The 19,157-nt window shown below is 71.7% G+C and carries 16 protein-coding genes; 10 read left to right on the top strand and 6 right to left on the bottom strand.

Features of this window, described 5'->3' with window-relative positions; translation table 11 throughout:
• Positions 1-17: 17 nt before the first annotated feature.
• The 6 genes from hemC to E8M80_RS05110 form a co-directional block, all read right to left on the bottom strand.
• A complete protein-coding gene (gene hemC, locus E8M80_RS05135; protein WP_137124566.1) occupies positions 18-983 on the bottom strand; it encodes a hydroxymethylbilane synthase in 966 nt (321 codons plus the stop codon).
• Positions 980-2,167, bottom strand: coding sequence for a geranylgeranyl diphosphate reductase (locus E8M80_RS05130; RefSeq protein WP_137124565.1), 1,188 nt, complete (start codon positions 2,165-2,167; stop codon positions 980-982). The genes hemC and E8M80_RS05130 overlap by 4 nt, the downstream gene beginning before the upstream one ends.
• A 14-nt stretch (positions 2,168-2,181) precedes the next feature.
• Positions 2,182-3,495 carry a BCD family MFS transporter gene (locus E8M80_RS05125; RefSeq protein ID WP_137124564.1) on the bottom strand — a complete coding sequence of 438 codons (1,314 nt, stop codon included), beginning with the start codon at positions 3,493-3,495 and terminating at the stop codon, positions 2,182-2,184.
• On the bottom strand, positions 3,495-4,418 hold the full coding sequence (gene chlG / locus E8M80_RS05120) for a chlorophyll synthase ChlG (protein WP_137124563.1): 924 nt from the start codon (positions 4,416-4,418) through the stop codon (positions 3,495-3,497). Before chlG ends, E8M80_RS05125 begins: the two co-directional genes overlap by 1 nt.
• A gap of 8 nt (positions 4,419-4,426) precedes the next feature.
• Positions 4,427-5,875, bottom strand: coding sequence for a transcriptional regulator PpsR (ppsR, locus tag E8M80_RS05115; RefSeq protein WP_240789899.1), 1,449 nt, complete (start codon positions 5,873-5,875; stop codon positions 4,427-4,429).
• Between the two features lie 103 nt (positions 5,876-5,978).
• On the bottom strand, positions 5,979-6,896 hold the full coding sequence (locus E8M80_RS05110) for a B12-binding domain-containing protein (RefSeq protein WP_137124562.1): 918 nt from the start codon (positions 6,894-6,896) through the stop codon (positions 5,979-5,981).
• 255 nt (positions 6,897-7,151) lie between these two features.
• On the opposite strand from E8M80_RS05110, the gene bchF reads away from it, so the two are divergent.
• The 10 genes from bchF to puhC are packed head-to-tail and all read left to right on the top strand — an operon-like array spanning position 7,152 to position 19,154.
• Complete coding sequence (gene bchF / locus E8M80_RS05105) at positions 7,152-7,730, top strand: 2-vinyl bacteriochlorophyllide hydratase (RefSeq protein ID WP_137124561.1); 579 nt, start codon at positions 7,152-7,154, stop codon at positions 7,728-7,730.
• On the top strand, positions 7,730-9,013 hold the full coding sequence (locus tag E8M80_RS05100; RefSeq protein ID WP_137124560.1) for a ferredoxin:protochlorophyllide reductase (ATP-dependent) subunit N: 1,284 nt from the start codon (positions 7,730-7,732) through the stop codon (positions 9,011-9,013). Before bchF ends, E8M80_RS05100 begins: the two co-directional genes overlap by 1 nt.
• A 4-nt stretch (positions 9,014-9,017) precedes the next feature.
• On the top strand, positions 9,018-10,535 hold the full coding sequence (gene bchB, locus E8M80_RS05095; RefSeq protein ID WP_137124559.1) for a ferredoxin:protochlorophyllide reductase (ATP-dependent) subunit B: 1,518 nt from the start codon (positions 9,018-9,020) through the stop codon (positions 10,533-10,535).
• Positions 10,510-14,145: a magnesium chelatase subunit H gene (locus tag E8M80_RS05090; RefSeq protein WP_137124558.1), complete on the top strand. Its 3,636-nt coding sequence runs from the start codon at positions 10,510-10,512 to the stop codon at positions 14,143-14,145. The genes bchB and E8M80_RS05090 overlap by 26 nt, the downstream gene beginning before the upstream one ends.
• A complete protein-coding gene (gene bchL, locus E8M80_RS05085; protein WP_240789898.1) occupies positions 14,142-15,053 on the top strand; it encodes a ferredoxin:protochlorophyllide reductase (ATP-dependent) iron-sulfur ATP-binding protein in 912 nt (303 codons plus the stop codon). The genes E8M80_RS05090 and bchL overlap by 4 nt, the downstream gene beginning before the upstream one ends.
• A 1-nt stretch (position 15,054) precedes the next feature.
• Positions 15,055-15,750 (top strand): magnesium protoporphyrin IX methyltransferase, encoded by a 696-nt coding sequence (gene bchM / locus E8M80_RS05080; protein WP_137124557.1) that lies wholly within the window; start codon positions 15,055-15,057, stop codon positions 15,748-15,750.
• Positions 15,747-17,177: an MFS transporter gene (locus E8M80_RS05075; protein WP_137124556.1), complete on the top strand. Its 1,431-nt coding sequence runs from the start codon at positions 15,747-15,749 to the stop codon at positions 17,175-17,177. Before bchM ends, E8M80_RS05075 begins: the two co-directional genes overlap by 4 nt.
• Positions 17,178-17,198: 21 nt before the next feature.
• Positions 17,199-17,999 (top strand): photosynthetic reaction center subunit H, encoded by an 801-nt coding sequence (gene puhA / locus E8M80_RS05070; RefSeq protein ID WP_137124555.1) that lies wholly within the window; start codon positions 17,199-17,201, stop codon positions 17,997-17,999.
• The gene (gene puhB, locus E8M80_RS05065; RefSeq protein ID WP_137124554.1) at positions 17,996-18,676 is read left to right on the top strand and encodes a photosynthetic complex putative assembly protein PuhB; all 681 of its coding nucleotides are present in this window, start codon (positions 17,996-17,998) and stop codon (positions 18,674-18,676) included. Before puhA ends, puhB begins: the two co-directional genes overlap by 4 nt.
• Before the next feature lie 28 nt (positions 18,677-18,704).
• Positions 18,705-19,154, top strand: coding sequence for a photosynthetic complex assembly protein PuhC (gene puhC, locus E8M80_RS05060; RefSeq protein WP_170979196.1), 450 nt, complete (start codon positions 18,705-18,707; stop codon positions 19,152-19,154).
• Positions 19,155-19,157 lie beyond the last annotated feature (3 nt).

Raw genomic sequence — 19,157 nt, 5'->3', positions numbered from 1 at the left:
CCGCGCGGCGGCTGCCGTTAGCAGAGGATGTCGGCCGGGCAGTCCCGACGCAGCGCATCGCCGAGCTCGCGCCCGATGCGCGCGGCGTCCGCGACCGCACCGCTGACGCGCCGGCGGTGCAGGAACGTCCCGTCCGACCGCGCCACCAGGCCCGTCAAATAGAGCTGCCCGTCCATCAGGATGCGGGCATGCCCGCCGATCGGCGTGCGGCAGGACCCGTCCAGCGCGCCGAGCAGCGCGCGCTCGGCCGTCGCGACCGCGCGCGCCGCCGGGTCCTCGATGGCGGCGAGCAGGTCGATCAGCGCCGTGTCGGACGCACGCACGGTCACGCCGACGATGCCCTGGCCGGCGGCCGGGACCATCTCCTCGGCGTCCAGCACGACGCCCGCGACATGCGCCATCTCGAGCCGCTTCAGGCCCGCCAGCGCCAGCATGGTCGCGTCGTACTCGCCCTCCGCCAGGCGGCGGAGCCGTGTCTGGACATTGCCGCGGATGGTCTCGACCCGAAGGTCGGGGCGCGCATGCAGCAATTGCGACTGCCGGCGCACGGAGGAGGTGCCGACCACCGCGCCGATCGGCAGGGCCGCGAGCGGATTGCCGGGGATAGGCGCGCCGCAGCGCGGGCCGAGCACGATCGCGTCCCGCGGGTCCTCCCGCTGCAGCACGCAGGCGAGCACGATGCCGGGCGGCAATTCGGTCTCGAGGTCCTTCAGCGAATGCACGGCGAAATCGACGCGGTGGTCGAGCAGTGCCTCGTGGATTTCCTTGGCGAACAGCCCCTTGCCGCCGATCTCGGCCAGGCGCCGGTCGAGGATGCGGTCGCCCGCCGTGGACAGCGCGCATTCCTCGAAGAAGGTGTCGCCGCGCAGCATCGGGCAGAAGCCGCCGACGACACCCAGGAAATGCCGCGCCTGCCAGAGCGCGAGCGGCGAGGCGCGCGTGCCGATGCGCAGCTGCGCGGGCTTCTCCGCGACCTCGCTCATGCGCGCGCGAAGCCCATCAGGTGCGCCAGGTCCTTGAAGAAGATCCGCACATGCGCGAGCGGGTCGCGCCGCACCAGTTCCTTGTTCATGTAGGATTCCCAGGTGAGGCGCTGGACGTCCTTGTCGGCGCAGATCTTGACGAACTTCTCGCGCCGCTTCTCGGAGGAGTACCAGAAGTACTGCATGATCCCGAGCACCATGAAGACCGTGCCGTGGCCCTTCATGAAGCGCTTGCGCGCCAGCTTCAGCGCCCGGGCATCGCCGGTCGCGAGGCACGCCTCGCAGGCCTCGGCCGCGAGCCGCCCGCCCAGCATGGCGTAGTAGATGCCCTCGCCCGAGGCCGGCGCCACGACGCCCGCGGCATCGCCGGCGAGCAGCACGTCGCGCCCGTTGTCCCAGCGCTTCGCCGGCTTCATCGGGATGGGCGCGCCCTCGTGGCGCAGGGTGCGCGCGGCATCGAGGCCGGTCGACCTGCGCAACTCGGCGATCGAGGCGCGCAGCGCGAAGCCCTTCTGCGCCGAGCCCGTGCCGATGCTGGCCGTCGCGCCATGCGGGAAGACCCAGGAATAGAAGTCCGGCGAGTGCTTCCCCTGGTAGAACACGTCGCAGCGCATCGGGTCGTAGGCGGCGGACGGGGCAGGGGCCTCGATGATCTCGTGATAGGCGAAGACGAAGGGGATCTTCGCCGCCGCCGGCACCTCCTGCTTCGCGACCCTGGACCGCGCGCCGTCGGCGCCGATCACGAGGCGCGTCGGCAGGCGATGCTCGGCACCGGTCTTGTCCTCGAAGACGACGACGGGGCTGCCCCCGGCGTCGCGCTCGATGCGGTCGAAGGTGCCGGTGAAGCGCGTCGCGCCCTCATGCGCGGCGCGGGCGCGCAGGAACTCGTCGAAATGCTCGCGATCCACCATGGCGACGTAGCCATTGCCGTCGATCGGCATGTCCACGGCGCGGGAGGACGGGGCGATCATCCGTGCGCTGTTCACGCGCGCGCAGATGATGTGGTCCGGAATGGCGAAGTCGCGCACCAGCCGCGGCGGGATGGCCCCGCCACAGGGCTTGATGCGGCCCGCGCGGTCGAGCAGCGCGACGCGCCGGCCGGCGCGCGCCAGGTCCTCGGCGGCGATGGCGCCGGAGGGGCCGCCGCCCACCACCACCACATCGAAGCGTTCCGTCTCGGTCATGGAGGTCTCCGGCATCATTCGGCGGGCAGCATCGGCCCGAAGCCCCGGGCGGGGCGGGTGCGGCCGATCCGCGCGGCGAGCGCGGCGGCTGCGACGAAGACCAGGGCGTCGATCACGAAGACCGTGGCATAGGCGACATGCGGCGCGCCGAACGCGAGCCGCGCGACATCGACCGCCGCCGCGCCGGCCAGCCCGCCGATCCCGAAGGCCACCGCCTGCGCCGCGCCCCACATGCCCATGCGCGTGCCTTCGCGCTGGCCGCGGCCGTCGCCCACCATCTTCATCATCGATGCGATGGCGGCCGCGGCGAAGACGCCATTGCCGAGGCCGAGCGCCACGAAGGCGGCGGCAAGGGGGAAGCCGGCGCCCACCAGCGGGCTCAGCGCCAGCACGAGCATCACCGCAGCGGCAAAGAGGCAGCCGCCGATGGTGAAGGCGCGGAGCAGGTGCGCGAAGCGCCCGCCGAAGGCCGAGCCGACGATCGCGACCAGCACCATGCCGACCAGCGTGCCGCCGTTCTGCAGGGAGGACAGCTGGGTGCTCTCGCCCAGCGTGCGGCCGAAGACGCTGCCCGCGAAAGGCTCGAGGATGAGGTCCTGCGCGCTGTAGGCGAGCATGGACAGGAAGATGAACAGTGTGAAGCGGCGCGCCTCAGGCTCCGCCCAGACCTCGGCCAGGGCGCGCCGGAAGGGCGGCTTCGCCGCGGGCTCCGCGGCCGGCCGGGCGGGCGAGGGGCCCTCGATGCCGAGCACGCCGAGCGTGGCCAGGATCATCGCGATGACGGAGACGCCGGCCGAGACGGCGACCAGCCGCTCGGGCGAATAGGGGTCGAGCAGGCGCCCGCCGATCGCGGTGGTCAGGATGAAGCCCGCGATCATCATGATCCAGACGATCGAGGCGGCAGCCGCGCGGCGCGCCTCGTCCACCCGCGCGGCGAGCAGCACCAGCAACGATGTCCCGGCCGCGCCGACGCCGAGGCCGATCATCAGGAAGGCCAGCACGCCGAGTGCCAGGCCCGGGAGGAAGGCTTCGCCCATCATCGCGGTCGCCGCCGCGGCCAGCACGCCGCCCAGCGCCAGCACGGCCATGCCGCCCAGGATCCAGGGCGTGCGCCGTCCGCCCATGTCGGACCCGTAGCCCCAGCGCGGCCGGAGCATCTGCAGCGCGTAGTGGATGCCGACCAGCACGCCGGGCAGCGTCGCGGGCAGGGCGAGTTCCACCACCATGACGCGGTTCAGCGCCGAGGTCGTCAGCACCACGATGGCGCCGAGCGCCGTCTGCACCAGCCCGAGCCGCAGGATGCCGAGCCAGCCGAGCGGGCGCCGCATCAGAACCCCGCCCCCGCACGCAGCGCGAAGCCCGAGACCAGCATGCCGAGGACGAATTGCAGCACGCCCGTGCCGTTGTACCAGGGTGCCAGAGCCTTCGGGTCGCGCAGCATCCGCGCCATGGCCCAGCCCTGGCCAGCCAGCAGCAGCGCCACGAGCAGCGCATGCACCGGAGCGCCCATGGCGAGGAGCAGCCCGACCACGACCGCCTGCGGCACGCCCATGAACCAGCAGGCGACGCGCGCGGCGCGCTCGGGGCCGAGCTGCACGGGCAGGGAGCGGATGCCGCTCTGCCGGTCGCCGTCCACCGCCTTGAAGTCGTTCAGCGTCATGATGCCGTGGGCGCCGAGGCCGTAGAGGGTCGCGATGACGAGCACTTCGGGCGTCGGCGCGGCGGCCGAGAGCACGGCGGCGGCGGTGATCCAGGGCAGGCTCTCATAGGCCAGGCCGCAGGCGAGGTTGCCCCACCAGCCATTCGCCTTGAGCCGCAGCGGCGGCGCCGAATAGGCCCAGGCCAGCGCCACGCCGAGCAGCGTCGCCAGGAACCCCCAGAAACCGAGCATCGCCCCCCAGGCGAGCGAGACGCCGGTCCAGGCCACCGCCACGTAGAGGCCCCAGCGGCCGGGCATGCGGCCCGAGGGGATCGGGCGATGCGGCTCGTTGATCGCGTCGACATGCCGGTCGAACCAGTCGTTCACCGCCTGGCTCATGCCGCAGACCAGCGGCCCGGCCAGGATGATGCCCGCCAGCGCCAGGTGCCAGGTCGCCCCGAAGGCGGCGCCCGAGGACACCGCCCCGCACATGAACGCCCACATGGGCGGGAACCAGGTGATGGGCTTGAGCAGCTCCAGCACCACCGCGGGGCGGGGCGTGTCGCGAATCGCCCGGCCCGGTTCCGCTCGCAGGTCAGCCCGGCCGGACATCGCGCATCCTATCCGGCCTCGCCCGGCTCGGCGCCGAGGTCGCCAAGGCCGTAGCGGCGCAGCTTCACGTAGAGGCTCTGGCGCGACAGGCCGAGCATCTCGGCCGCCGAGGCGCGGTTGTCGCCCGAGAGCTCAAGGGCCGCCTCGATGCAGAGGCGCTCGATCGCGTCCGTCGCCTCGCGCACCAGGTCCTTGAGCGGGACGCGGCCGATCAGTTCGGTCAGCTGCTCGACCGAGCGGGTCGGGCGGGCGCCGACGACGGCGGGGCGCACGCGCGGGCCGACGTCGCGCATCGCGAAGCCGAAGCAGGGCTTGCCGCCATGCATGACCGTGACGGCCGAGATCTCGACCTCGGTCCGCGCGCCGTGCTCGCCGCGCAGCACCGAGGCATAGAGCCTGACGGTGCCGCGGTTGCGCAGGTGGCCGAACAGCACCTCCGATTCGACATCCTGCGCGCCGAGCCAGCGGTCGAGCGGCTCGCTGCGGACCTGCTCCTCGCTCGTGGCCTCGACCATCTCGATGAAGGCGGCGTTGGCGGTGATGATGCGCCCGTCCGGCCCCGTGACGACGAAGGCGTCGGGCACGGCGTCCACGAGCTTGAGCAGCCTGGACTTGTCCGGCGGCAGCGCGACCAAGGTCGCTTCCGGCATGGCGATGCGCACGAGGAACAGCAGCGTGCCCTCCTGCCGGAAGGTTGAGGCGGAGACGGTGACCTCGGCATTGTCCTCGGCCAGCCGGGCGGTCACGTCGTCGCCCCGCCCCGCGGCACGGACCGAGGCGAGCAGGGATTGCACCACGGCGCGCGAATCGGCCGAGAAGGCTTCGGCGATCGGCCGACCAACGGAGCGGCGCTGGTCCTTGCCGAACAGGCGCATCGCCGCCGGGTTGGCCTCGGTCACGCGCTGTGTCGTGCCGTCCAGCACCAGGACGGGGTCGGGCGACATCTGGAACAGCAGGCGGTAGCGCGTCTCGGCCTGGCGCAGGCGCGAATAGTCCCGCTCCATCGACTGCTGCACCTCGACCAGCCGCTGCTGGAGGCGAGAGACCGGGCGGAGGTCGCGGCCGAAGACCACGATCCGCCCCGCCTTGCCGACGGGCGCGGTGGAATAGAGGATCGGGACGGAAGCGCCCTCGGTCGAGACCTGGTTCACGTGCCGCCAGCGTCCGCCGGTGGTCCCGCTGCGCCGGGTCAGTTCCTCGACCTTGGGGCGGCTGTCCTTGGCCACCGTCTCGATCCAGGGCTGCCCGAGCCAGGACGCGTGGGCGGCGAATTCGCCGGAGAGTTCCTCGTTGCTGAAGGCGACGTCGCGAATGACGCCGCCCTCGTCGAGAATCAGGGCAATATCGGCTGCCGCACTGATCAGTGCGGCAGCGGCGTCCGCGTCGAGGTCGCCGAGCGACTTCCTGGGCGTGCTGAAGGCCTTCACCTGCGACTTTGCCTTTGCTTTCTGCGCCATCTACCCAGTTTCGTCGTGGAAGGGATGGCGTCTATACCAACTGACGCATGAATATGCAGTCTGCACCGCGTCGATGCGGTTCCGCCGAAGTGGATCGCCCTGCTCATGCATCCCGTCCGAGCAAGGCAAGCATCGTCTCGGCCTGCAGCGTCGCCTGCCGGCCATCGGTCGCGGTCGCGTCCGCGCCGACCAGGGCGACGAGGTCCGGATTCTCGATAAAGAGCGGCCCGCCCACCAAGACCCCGATGCCGGCATTGCGCGAGACGCGCCGGACATCGCGGATCAGCAGGGCGAGGTCGCCGATATGGTCCTCGCATGCGAGGGAGAAGCCGGCGACGCCGAACCAGATGCGGTGCGCCGCCTCCAGGATCTCGACCCTCTCGAGTCCCGAGCCCGACCAGACGTCCCAGCCCTGGCCGCGGAAGAACTGCTCGACGACGAGGATGCCGAAGCTGTGCTGTTCCCCCGGCGCGGGGGCGAGGAGGATGCGGCGCTCGGGCTCGGGCTGCGGCGCGCGGGCGACGAAGGCGGGGCTGTATTCCCGCACCACCTGGTGCAGGCAGGACAGGCCGATCGTGACCGCGGTGAAGTCGCAGAGATCCTCCTCCCACATTACGCCGAGGCGGCGGGCGACGGGGCCGAGGAGCTCGAGATACAGGCGCTCGATCGGCGCGCCCCGGGCGCGCAGCCCCTCGAGGTAGGACAGCGCGCCGGGCAGGTCGGCCTGCATCGCCAAGCTGACCAGCGCCGTGACGTCCTGGGCCTGTGGTTCCGCGCCCGGGCCGCGGTCGATGTAGGCGGCCGTCGCGACCGCCCGGTGCGCGAGCAGCAGCCGCGGGATGATGTCGGATTCGAGCGTCCGGGCCAGGACGGCGACGCGGTTGCGGCGCCGACGCGGCGGCGCCGGGCGGGCCTGCCCCTCGGCGCGCGCCGGGCTGTCGGCGAAGGATGAATCGGATTCCGATCCGCCCTGCTCGGCCTCTGCACCACGCTCCTGACCGGCCATTGGCTTCACGACCATGGTCCTCTCCTGCCGCTGACTTCATGCCTTCCGACACCAAGTGTCAAGCAATCAATACGTCAATCTCGCTTGACACTCGGCGCGCCTGACTTCTAGCCTTCACGTCATCGAGCAGCATGCCACGGGAGGCCAGGATGAGGGGATGTCGGAAACGGCACTTAAGGTCTGACTCCCCGGATGCCGGCCACACCACCCCCGACGGGTGGCGACAGGCCAGCCAGGCAGCCCACGCGGCCGACGGGAGGATGTCAAGCGATGCTCACCTTTAGGCGGAATGGCGGCCTCCTCGATGCACTGGACTGCTCGCCCTGGGGGGCGGCCACGGGCCGCTCGCGGCGCGCAGCCCCCAGGCCTCTCTATACGCCGGAGGAACGCGTCCGGCGCGACCATTCGCCCTGGACCATCGTCCAGGGCGTGCTGGCGCCGCTGCAGTTCGCGGTCTTCCTGGTCAGCCTCGGCCTCGTCTCCTGGTTCCTGATGACGGGCGAGGGGCTGGCCGCCGCCACCTGGTCGGTCGTGGCCAAGACCCTCGTCCTCTACGCGATCATGGTCACGGGCTCGATCTGGGAGAAGGAGGTGTTCGGCCGCTGGCTCTTCGCTCCCGCCTTCTTCTGGGAAGACGTGTTCAGCATGCTCGTCCTGGCACTCCACACCGCCTACCTCTATGTCGTCCTCGCCGGGATCGGCGACGGCCGGGCGCAGATGATGCTCGCACTGGCCGCCTACGCTGCCTACGTGTTCAACGCGGCGCAGTTCCTTCTGAAACTGCGCGCGGCGCGGCGCGACGACGGGCGCTGGTCAGGCGCGCACGGCGCCGCGCCGGGCGCCGCGTGATGGACGGGCTTCCCGCCGGCACCAGCGCGGCCGCTGGCTGCGCCGAGACCCCGGTCCTCCGGGAACGGGGCCAGCGGGAGGTCTTCTGCGGCCTGACGGGCATTGTCTGGCTGCACCGCAAGATCCAGGACGCCTTCTTCCTGGTGGTCGGCAGCCGCACCTGCGCGCACCTGCTGCAATCGGCCGCCGGCGTCATGATCTTCGCCGAGCCCCGCTTCGCCACCGCCATCATCGACGAGCGCGACCTGGCCGGCATGGCCGACGCGAACGACGAACTGGACCGCGTGGTGACCCGCCTGATCGAGCGCCGCCCGGACATCCGGATGCTGTTCCTGGTCGGCTCCTGCCCGTCGGAGGTCATCAAGCTCGATCTCTCCCGCGCCGCGCAGCGGCTGTCGAAGCGCTTCTCCCCCTCCGTCCGCGTGCTGAACTACTCCGGCAGCGGGATCGAGACGACCTTCACCCAGGGCGAGGACGCCTGCCTCGCGGCGCTCGTGCCCGAGATGCCGGCCGAACCCGGGTCGGCGCGGTCCCTGCTGGTGGTGGGCGCGCTGGCCGAGGTGGTGGAGGACCAGTTCCTGCGGCTGTTCGCGGCGCTCGGCGTGGGCCCCGTCCGCTTCCTGCCATCCCGCCGTGCGACCGACCTGCCGCCCGTCGGCGAGGGCACGCGCTACCTGCTGGCGCAGCCCTTCCTCGCGGAGACGGCGCGGCTGCTGGAACAGCGCGGCGCGAAGCGACTCGCCGCACCCTTCCCACTCGGCGCCGAGGGCACGACCGCTTGGCTGCGCGCCGCGGCCAGCGAATGGCACATCGACCCGGCGAAGTTCGACGCCGCCGTGGCGCCGGCCGAGGCGCGCGCCCGCGCGGCCGTCGCCGCGCGCAGCGAGCGCCTGGCCGGCAAGTCCGTCTTCTTCTTCCCCGATTCGCAGCTGGAGGTGCCGCTGGCGCGCTTCCTCGCCCGCGAATGCGGCATGACGCTCACCGAGGTGGGCACGCCCTACCTGCACCGGCAGCACCTGGCCGAGGAACTCGCGATGCTGCCCGGCGGCATCACGCTGTCGGAAGGCCAGCATGTCGACCGCCAGCTCGACCGCTGCCGCGCGGTCCGGCCCGACATCACGGTCTGCGGCCTCGGCCTTGCCAATCCGCTCGAGGCCGAGGGCCTGACGACGAAATGGGCCATTGAGCTCGTCTTCACGCCGATCCAGGGCTACGAGCAGGCTGGCGACCTCGCCGAATTGTTCGCCCGGCCGCTGGCGCGCCGCGCCAGGCTGATGGTGTAGCGCCATGGAACTCGCGGTCTGGACCTACGAAGGGCCTCCGCATGTCGGGGCGATGCGCGTCGCGACCGCCATGGAGGGCGTGCATTACGTGCTGCACGCGCCGCAGGGCGACACCTACGCCGACCTGCTGTTCACCATGATCGAGCGGCGCGCCAAGCGCCCGCCGGTCACCTACACGACTTTCCAGGCGCGCGACCTCGGCGGCGACACGGCGGAACTGTTCATGGAAGCCGCGCGCGACGCCTTCGAGCGCTTCCGGCCGCAGGCGATGCTGGTCGGCGCATCCTGCACGGCGGAACTGATCCAGGACGACCCCGGCGGACTCGCGCGCACGCTCGGCCTGCCGGTGCCGGTCGTGCCGCTCGAGCTGCCCTCCTACCAGAAGAAGGAGAACTGGGGCGCGGCCGAGACCTTCTACCGCCTGGTGCGCGCCTGCGTCGGCGCCCGCGTGCCGCGGCCCGAGGGCTCGGCGCCGCGGGCGAACATCCTGGGTCCCGCCGCGCTCGGCTTCCGGCACCGCGACGATGTGGTCGAGGTCGAGCGGCTGCTCGCGTTGCTCGGTATCGAGGTGAATGTGGTGGCGCCGATGGGCGCCACGCCGGCGGACCTGGCGCGGCTCGGCGAGGCAGACTTCAACGTCGTGCTCTACCCCGAGGTCGCGGGCGTGGCGGCGTCCTTCCTGCAGCGGCAGCTTGGCATGCCGGCCACGAAGATCGTGCCGATCGGCGTCGGCGCGACGCGCGACTTCATCGCCGAGGTCGCGGCGCTGGCGGGGGTGGACGCGGCGCGCGTCGAGGATGCCTCCCGCCTGCCCTGGTACTCGCGCTCCGTCGACAGCACCTACCTGACGGGCAAGCGCGTCTTCGTCTTCGGCGATGCGACGCACGCGATCGCCGCCGCGCGCGTCGCGGCCGAGGAACTCGGCTTCGCCGTCGTCGGCCTCGGCACCTACAGCCGCGAGTTCGCGCGCGAGGTGCGGGAGGCGGCGAAGGCGCACGGCATCGAGGCGCTGATCACCGACGACTACCTCAAGGTCGAGGACGCGATCACGGCGCTGCGGCCGGAACTCGTGCTCGGCACGCAGATGGAGCGGCACATCGCCAAGCGGCTCGGCGTGCCTTGCGCCGTGATCTCGGCGCCGGTGCATGTGCAGGACTTCCCGGCGCGCTACTCGCCTCAGATGGGCTTCGAGGGCGCGAACGTGCTGTTCGACACCTGGGTCCATCCACTGATGATGGGGCTCGAGGAACACCTGCTTGGCATGTTCCGCGAGGATTTCGAATTTGCCGACGGCGCCGCGCCGTCGCATCTCGGCCACGCGCCCAAGGCCGCGGCGGCGCCAGAGCCGGTCGCGGTCGGCCCCGCCGCCTGGGCGACCGAGGCCGAGAACGAGCTCCGCAAGATCCCCTTCTTCGTGCGCGGTAAGGCGCGCCGCAACACCGAGAAATTCGCCGCCGAGCGTGGACTTGGCACCATAACGATCGAGACGCTCTACGATGCCAAAGCGCACTTCTCCCGCTGACGCGACGCCCACGGGCGTCGTGGCCGAGGCCGCGCCCGTCCGCGTCGTGCTCGTGACGATGGACAGCCACCTAGCGCGTGCGGCCGAGCGGGCGGCGGCCGAGTTGCGCCGCGAGATCCCCGGGCTGCGCTTCGCGATCCACGCGGCCGAGGACTGGGCGACGGACGAGGTCGCGCTCGGGGCCTGCCGGGCGGACATCGCGCAGGCCGACATCATCGTCGCGACGATGCTCTTCCTCGACGAGCACATCCGCGCGGTGCTGCCGGCGCTGCAGGCGCGGCGCGCGGGCTGCGACGCGATGCTCTGCTGCCTCTCGGCGGGCGAGGTGGTGAAGCTGACCAGGCTCGGCCGCTTCGACATGTCGGCCGAGGCGCGCGGCATCCTGGGCCTGCTGAAGCGCCTGCGCGGCAACAAGGGGAAGGGGAACGCGTCCTCCGGCGCCGGGCAGATGCGCATGCTGCGCGAGTTGCCGAAGCTGCTGCGCTTCATCCCCGGCACGGCGCAGGACGTCCGGGCCTATTTCCTCGGGCTGCAATACTGGCTGGCGGGCACCGAGGAGAACCTCGGCAACATGATCCGCCTGCTGGTGAACCGCTATGCGGCGGGGCCGCGGGCGCGGCTCGCCGGCAGCCTCAGGGTCGCGGCCCCGGTGCAGTATGCGGATGTCGGCCTCTATCATCCGCAGGCCGAGGGCCGGATCGTCGAGCGGCTGGATGCGCTGCCGCGGGGCGGCGGCGGCGGCGCCGTCGGCCTTCTCGTCATGCGGTCCTACCTGCTGGCCGGCAATTCCGCCCATTACGACGGCGTGATCGCGGCGCTGGAGGCCAAGGGCCTGACGGTGGTGCCCGCCTTCGCGAGCGGCCTCGACCAGCGCCCGGCGATCGAGCGTTTCTTCATGCGCGACGGCTGCGCGACGGTCGATGCCGTGGTGTCGCTGACCGGCTTCTCCCTGGTGGGCGGCCCCGCCTACAACGACGCGCGCGCGGCGGAGGAGATGCTGGCGCGCATGGACGTGCCGTATCTCGCCGCGCATCCGCTCGAGTTCCAGACGCTGACGCAATGGCAGGGCGACCCACGCGGGCTGACGCCGGTCGAGGCGACCATGATGGTCGCGATCCCGGAACTGGATGGCGCCATCGCGCCGATCACCTTCGGCGGCCGCGCAGGTGGCGCCGGGGCGGCAGGTGTTGGCGCCTCCGACATGGTCGCGCATGCCGAGCGCGCTGCGATGCTGGCCGCGCGGGCGGCGAAGCTGGTCGCGTTGCGCCGTTCGGCGCGGGCCGACAAGCGTGTCGCGGTGGTGCTGTTCAACTTCCCACCCAATGCGGGAGCAACCGGCACCGCGGCCTATCTCTCGGTCTTCGAATCCCTGTTCCGCACGTTGAAGGCGATGCAGGCCGGCGGCTACACCGTGGACGTGCCCGACAGCGTCGAGGCGCTGCGCCGCGTGGTGCTGGACGGCAATGCCGCGCGCTTCGGCGCCCCCTGCAACGTCGAGGCGCGGATCCCGGCCGACGAGCATGTGCGCCGCGAGCCGCATCTGCGCGAGATCGAGGCCGTATGGGGCCCCGCGCCCGGCCGCGTGCAGTCGGACGGCGCCGCAATCCTGGTCTATGGCCTGCGGCTCGGGAACGTCTTCGTCGGCGTGCAGCCGAATTTCGGCTGGGAAGGCGACCCGATGCGCCTGCTGTTCGAGCGCGACTTCGCGCCGACGCATGCCTTCAGCGCCTTCTACCGCTGGATCCGCGAGGATTTCGGCGCCCATGCCGTGCTGCACTACGGCATGCACGGCGCGCTGGAATTCATGCCCGGCAAGCAGACCGGCATGTCGGGCGAATGCTGGCCGGACCGGCTGATCGGCGACCTGCCGAACATCAATCTGTATGCCTCGAACAACCCGTCCGAGGGCTCGCTGGCGAAGCGCCGGGCGGCGGCGACGCTGATCTCCTACCTCACGCCGCCGGTGGCGCATGCGGGGCTCTATCGCGGGCTGCTCGACCTGAAGGCGTCGCTCGACCGCTGGCGCAACCTGGCGCCGGATGCGGACCACGGCACGCGGGCGGCGCTGTCGGGGCTGATCCAGGCGCAGGCTTCGCAGGTGGACCTGGCGGTCGCGGAGCCGGTCTGGGGCGATACGGCACCGGTCGAGATCGACCGCCTCGGCGGCGCGCTGCTCGAACTGGAATACGCGCTGATCCCGCAGGGCCTGCACATCATCGGCGAGCCCCCGGGCCCCGAGGCGCGGGCGCAGATGCTGGACGCCGCCGGCGTGACCGACCCGGCGCGGCGCGCCGAGCTCGACGCGCTGCTGGCGGTGGACCACGAGACGCCGGCCATCCTGCATGCGCTCGATGGCGGCTTCACGCGGCCGGCGCCGGGCGGCGACCTTCTGCGCAACACCGATGTGCTGCCGACGGGTCGGAACCTGCACGGCTTCGACCCGTTCCGCATCCCTTCCGCCTTCGCGGTGCAGGATGGCGCGCTGCAGGCCGAACGGCTGCTGGCACGGCACCGCGAGGACAGCGGCGCGCTGCCCGAGACGGTCGCGATCGTGCTCTGGGGCACCGACAACCTGAAGACCGAGGGCGGGCCGATCGCGCAGGCGCTCTGGCTGATGGGGGCCGAGCCGCGGCACGATTCGTATGGGCGCCTCGCCGGCGCACAGCTGGTGCCGCTGGAACGGCTGGGCCGGCCGCGGGTCGATGCGGTGGTCACGCTGTCGGGCATCTTCCGCGACCTCCTGCCGATGCAGACGAAGCTGCTGGCCGAGGCCGCGCTGCTGGCGGCCGAGGCGGACGAGCCCGCCGAGATGAACTTCGTCCGCAAGCATGCGCTGGCCTTCCAGGCGCAGCACGGCGGCACGATGGAGGAGGCGGCGCTGCGCGTCTTCGGCAATGCCGATGGCGCCTACGGCGCGAACGTCAACCTGATGCTGGAGCAGGGCTCCTGGCAGGAGGAGGACGAGCTCGGCGACGCCTATCTCCGCCGCAAGGGCTTCGCCTATGGCGTCACGGGCCGCCCGATGCGCCATGACAGCGTCCTTGGCCACATGCTCGGCACGGTCGAGGTGACGTACCAGAACCTCGACAGCGTGGAGCTCGGCATCACCACGGTCGACCACTACTTCGACACGCTGGGCGGCATCAGCCGCGCGGTGCGCAAGGCCCGCGGGCAGGACGCCGCCGTCTATGTCGGCGACCAGACGCGCGGCGAGGGCAAGGTCCGCACCGTGGCCGAGCAGGTCGCGCTCGAGACCCGCACCCGCGCGCTCAACCCGAAGTGGTTCGAGCCACTGCTCCAGCATGGCCACGAAGGCGTGCGCACGATCGAGGCGCAGGTGACGAACACGCTCGGCTGGTCGGCCACGACCGGCCAGGTCGCGCCCTGGGTCTACCAGCACCTGGCGCAGACCTACATGCTGGACGAGGCGATGCGCGCGCGCCTCGCAGCACTCAACCCGACCGCTTCCGCCCGTATCGCCAACCGGCTGCTGGAGGCGCACGAGCGCCGCTACTGGCAGCCGAGCGACGATGTCCTCGACGCGCTGCGCCGCGCCGGGGAGGAGCTGGAAGACCGTATCGAAGGCATTGCCGAAGGGGTTCCCGCATGACCGTCCTGATGAACCCGCCGCCGATCCAGACGCTGTCGAGCCGCCGCGGCGACGGGGAAGGCAGCGTGCAGGTCCACATGGACACCATGGCCGCGGCCGGCACCGCCAAGGTCTTCGCCGTCTACGGCAAGGGCGGGATCGGCAAGTCCACGACGTCCTCCAACCTGGCCGTCGCCTTTTCCAAGATCGGCCGACGGGTGCTCCAGATCGGCTGCGACCCCAAGCACGACAGCACCTTCACGCTGACGAAGCGCCTGATCCCGACCGTCATCGACGTGCTGGAGACGGTCGAGTTCCACAGCGAGGAACTGCGGACCGAGGATTTCGTCTTCGAGGGCTACAACGGCGTGCTCTGCGTCGAGGCCGGCGGCCCGCCCGCAGGCACGGGCTGCGGCGGCTACGTGGTCGGCCAGACCGTAAAGCTGCTGAAGGAACACCATCTGCTGGACGAGACCGACGTCGTGATCTTCGACGTGCTCGGCGACGTGGTCTGCGGCGGCTTCGCATCCCCCCTGCTGCATGCGGACCGCGGCATCGTGGTTGCGGCCAACGACTTCGACAGCATCTTCGCCATGAACCGCATCGTCGCGGCCATCAAGGCGAAGTCGAAAAACTACCCGGTGCGGCTCGGCGGCGTGATCTGCAACCGTTCCGCCGCGACCGACCAGATCGAGAAGTTCAACAAGGCCACGGGGATGAAGACCCTCGCGCATTTCCCGGACCTCGATGCCATCCGCCGGTCGCGGCTGAAGAAGGCGACGCTGTTCGAGATGGAGGCGACGCCCGAGATGGCCGCCGTGCAGGCGGAGTACATCCGTCTGGCGGAACTGCTCTGGGCGGGCGTCGATCCACTGGAGGCCGAGCCGCTCAAGGACCGCGACATCTTCGACCTGCTTGGGTTCGACTGACATGACCACCGGCAGCTGGGCCGCGCGCCGCGGCCAGATCGAGACCTATTTCGACCGCACCGCCGCCGAGGCGTGGAAGCGCCTGACCTCGGATGCGCCGGTCTCGGGCATCCGGGCCACGGTGCGCGCGGGGCGGGACGCGATGCGCGCGACGCTGCTGTCCTGGCTGCCGCAGGACATGCGCGGGCTGCGCCTGCTCGATGCCGGCTGCGGCACGGGGGCGCTCGCCGTCGAGGCGGCGCAGCGCGGCGCGAAGGTGGTCGCGATCGACGTCTCGCGTTCCCTGATCGAGGTGGCGCGCGAGCGCGCGGCGGGCCTGCGTGGCACCATCCGCTTCGAGGTCGGCGACATGCTCGACCCCTATCTCGGCGAATTCGACCATGTCGTCGCCATGGACAGCCTGATCCACTACCGCGCGCCGGACGTGGTGCGTGCGCTGGCCGGGCTCGCGGGGCGCACGCGGGGCGCGATGCTGTTCACCTTCGCGCCGCGCACGCCGCTGCTGGCGGTGATGCACACGGTCGGCCGCATCTTCCCGCGCGGCGACCGCGCACCGGCCATCGAGCCCGTGGCCGAGGCGACGCTGCGCCGCCTGGTCGGCCAGGACGCCGGCCTGTCGGATTTTGCGGTGCGGCACACCAGGCGGATCGCCAGCGGCTTCTACACCTCCCAGGCGATGGAGCTCGCCCGGCGATGATCGGCCTGAACGCCCGTCTCGCGCGCGTCTGGACGAAGGTCGGGCACGACCTGCTGCCCTTCGCCGATGCGCAGACGGGCGACCTGCCCTGGTCGCGGCTGATGCGCCTGTCGCTGTTCCAGATCTCCTGCGGCATGTCGACGGTCCTGCTGATCGGCACCCTCAATCGCGTGATGATCGTGGAGCTCGGCGTCTCGGCCGGGCTCGTGGCCGCGATGGTCGCGCTGCCGCTCATTTTCGCGCCGCTGCGCGCCCTGATCGGCTTCCGGTCGGATACCTATCGGTCGGTGCTGGGCTGGCGGCGGGTGCCGTATTTCTGGCTCGGCAGCGTGATCCAGTTCGGCGGGCTCGCGATGATGCCCTTCGCGCTGCTGATCCTGTCGGGCGACACCTGGGCGCCGGCTTGGGTGGCGCAGGTCTCGGCCGCCATCGCCTTCCTGATGGTGGGCGCCGGGCTGCACACGACCCAGACGGTCGGCCTTGCCCTCGCGACGGACCTCGTGCCGCAGCGCGCGCAACCCAACGTCGTGGCGCTGCTGTCGCTGATGATGCTGGTGGGGATGGTGGGCGCCGCCGCCGGCTTCGGCCTGCTGCTGGCGGAATTCAGCCAGATCCGACTGATCCAGGTCATCCAGGGCGTGGCGGCCGCGACGCTCGTGCTCAACTTCATCGCCGTCTGGAAGCAGGAAGCGCTGGACCCCACCCGGACGCGCGGCCGCGCCGCCGGGGAGCCGGGTTTCCTCGCCAGCTTCCGCCTGCTGCGCGCGCAGGGCCCCTGGACGCGCCGCCTGGTCGCGACCGGCCTCGGCACCGCGGGCTTCGCCATGCAGGACGTGCTGCTGGAACCCTATGGCGGGCAGGTGCTGGGCCTTGGCGTCGGCGCCACGACGGGCTTGACCGCGCTGCTCGCGGGCGGCGGCGTCGTCGGCTTCATCCTCGCGGCCCGCGCGCTGTCCGGCGGGCAGGATCCCTACCGCGTGATCGGCTACGGGTCGCTCACCGGGGTCGCCGGCTTCAGCCTCGTGATCTTCGCCGCGCCGCTCTCCTCCATCCTGGTCTTCGCGGCGGGCACGTCCGTCATCGGCTTCGGCGCGGGGCTGTTCGCCCATGCCACGTTGACGGCCTGCATGCGGGCGGCGCCGCCCGACAAGACCGGGCTTGCGCTCGGCCTCTGGGGCGCGGTGCAGGCCACCTGCGGCGGGGCGGCCATCGCCTTCGGCGGCATCGCGCGAGACGCCGTGACGGCCGCGGCCTCGGCCGGGCTGCTGGGCGCGGGGCTCGAAGGGCCCGTCACCGGCTACGTCGCGGTCTACCTCGTGGAGATCGTGCTCCTGTTCGTCGCCATCGCCGCCGTCGGGCCGCTCATCGCCCGGCCGCGGTTCAGTACGCCTACCCGGACCGGCGTCGCCGATCCGGCTTCGGTTTGACCCCAGGACGCGGAGGCCAACATGCCCACGCCACCACCCACTCCGGTGTTTCTCGACCTTGCGGCGCTGTCGCTCTACGCCTTCTTCGCCTTCTTCGTCTTCCTCGTGTTCTGGCTGCACCGCGAGGGCAAGCGGGAGGGCTACCCGCTGGTCTCCGACCGTTCGGACCGCCCCACCTTTGGCACGATCCACGGCTTCCCCGAGACGCCGCCGCCCAAGGTCTTCCGCCTGCACTACCCGTACGGCGCGACGGTGACGCAGGGCCAGCAGCCGGAGCGTGATATCTCGGATCTGGTGATTGAGGACCCGTACAACGGCACGCCCATCACGCCGAAGGGCGACGCCATGCAGGACGGCATCGGCGCGGCGTCCTACGCGATGCGCGCCGATACGCCCGACCTCGCCTTCGACGACAACCTGCCCAAGATCGTGCCGCTACGCGCGGCGTCGGGCTGGCACGTGCCTGAGGAGGACCCGGACCCGCGCGGCAAGTCGGTCACGACCCTGGATGGCGAGATGGCCGGCACGGTGGTCGACCTCTGGGTGGACCGGTCCGAGGTGATCCTGCGTTACCTCGAGGTCGAGGTTCCGTCTGCCGCCGCCGCCGTCGCGCCCAAGCGGGTGCTGGTGCCGATGTTCCTCGCCACTGTGAACGACGAGGGCGAGGTGCGGGTGCTGTCCGTGACCGCGGCGCAGCTCGCGGCGGCGCCGGGGATCCGCAAGCCCGAGCAGGTCACGCTGCTCGAGGAGGACCGGATTTCCGGCTACTTCGGCGGCGGCCACCTGCACGCGACGCCCGAGCGCAGCGAGCCGCTGGTATGAGCGCCGCGGCGCCCCGCCCGGCGGTGACCGAGCATGGGCTCGAGCCCGTGCCCGGCCTGCCGGAGCGCCTGCCGGAGGGCGAGACGCTGCTCTGGCAGGGCCGTCCGGAATGGTGGGGTCTCGCGCGCGGGGCGCTGCACGTGCGCGGGATCTCGGCCTATTTCCTGTTGCTCGCGCTGTGGCGCGGCGCGGCCATCACGGCCGACGGCGGCGGTGCCGCCGCCGCCCTGGCCGGTGCCGCGACGATGCTGCTGATCGGCGCCGTGCCGATTGCCTTCCTCCTGGTCTATGCTTGGTTCGCAGCGAGGGAGGCCGTCTACACAATCACGAACCGGCGTATCGTCCTGCGCGTGGGCCTGGCGCTGCCGGTCACGATCAACCTGCCTTTCGCGCTGGTCGAGAACGCCGCGCTGTCGCGGCGGGCGGATGGCAGCGGCGACATCGCGCTCCGCCTGTCCGGCCGGCAACGCGCGTCCTGGATCGCGCTCTGGCCGCACCTTCGGCCCTGGCGCCTGGCGCGGCCGGAGCCGATGCTGCGTTCGCTGGCCGATGCCGAGGCCGTGGCGCAGATCCTCGGCCGGGCGCTGGCCGCCGGAGCCGCCATGCCCGTCACTGCGCTGGCCCAGTCCGGCCCCGCGCGGGCCCAGACCAGGCCCGGCGCAGAAGCCATGGCCTGACGAGACCAGGACCGGGGAGGGAACGACCATGCCGCACGCCATCCGACGGAGCGTCTTCGCCAAGGGGCCGGTGCTCGGCATGGGTCTGGCCGTCATCCTGCTGGTCGGCGCGACGGTGGCGCCCGTGCCGTCCGCCTACGGTCCCGGCGCCGGCGCTGCGGCCCCCCGGATCGAGCGCCAGTTCCACGCGGCGGACCGCAGCGACGGCGCCGTCGTGCTGACCGACGCGCGCACCGGGCGGGAAGCGCTGATCCTCGCACCCGGCGAGGACGGCTTCATGCGCGGCACGCTGCGCGGCCTCGCGCGCGACCGGCACCTGGCCGGCATCGGACCGGAGGCTCCTTTCCGCCTGGTCGTCTGGAGCGACGGGCGCATGACGTTGGACGACACGGCGACAGGCCGGCGTCTCGACCTTCTGGCCTTCGGCCGGACGCAAGCGGAGGCCTTTGCGCGCCTCCTGCCAATCGGGGAGACATAAAAC

The sequence above is a fragment of the Roseomonas sp. HF4 genome, assembly GCF_005222755.1.
Lineage (GTDB): Bacteria > Pseudomonadota > Alphaproteobacteria > Acetobacterales > Acetobacteraceae > Neoroseomonas.
This window is presented reverse-complemented; position numbering and strand designations above follow the sequence as displayed.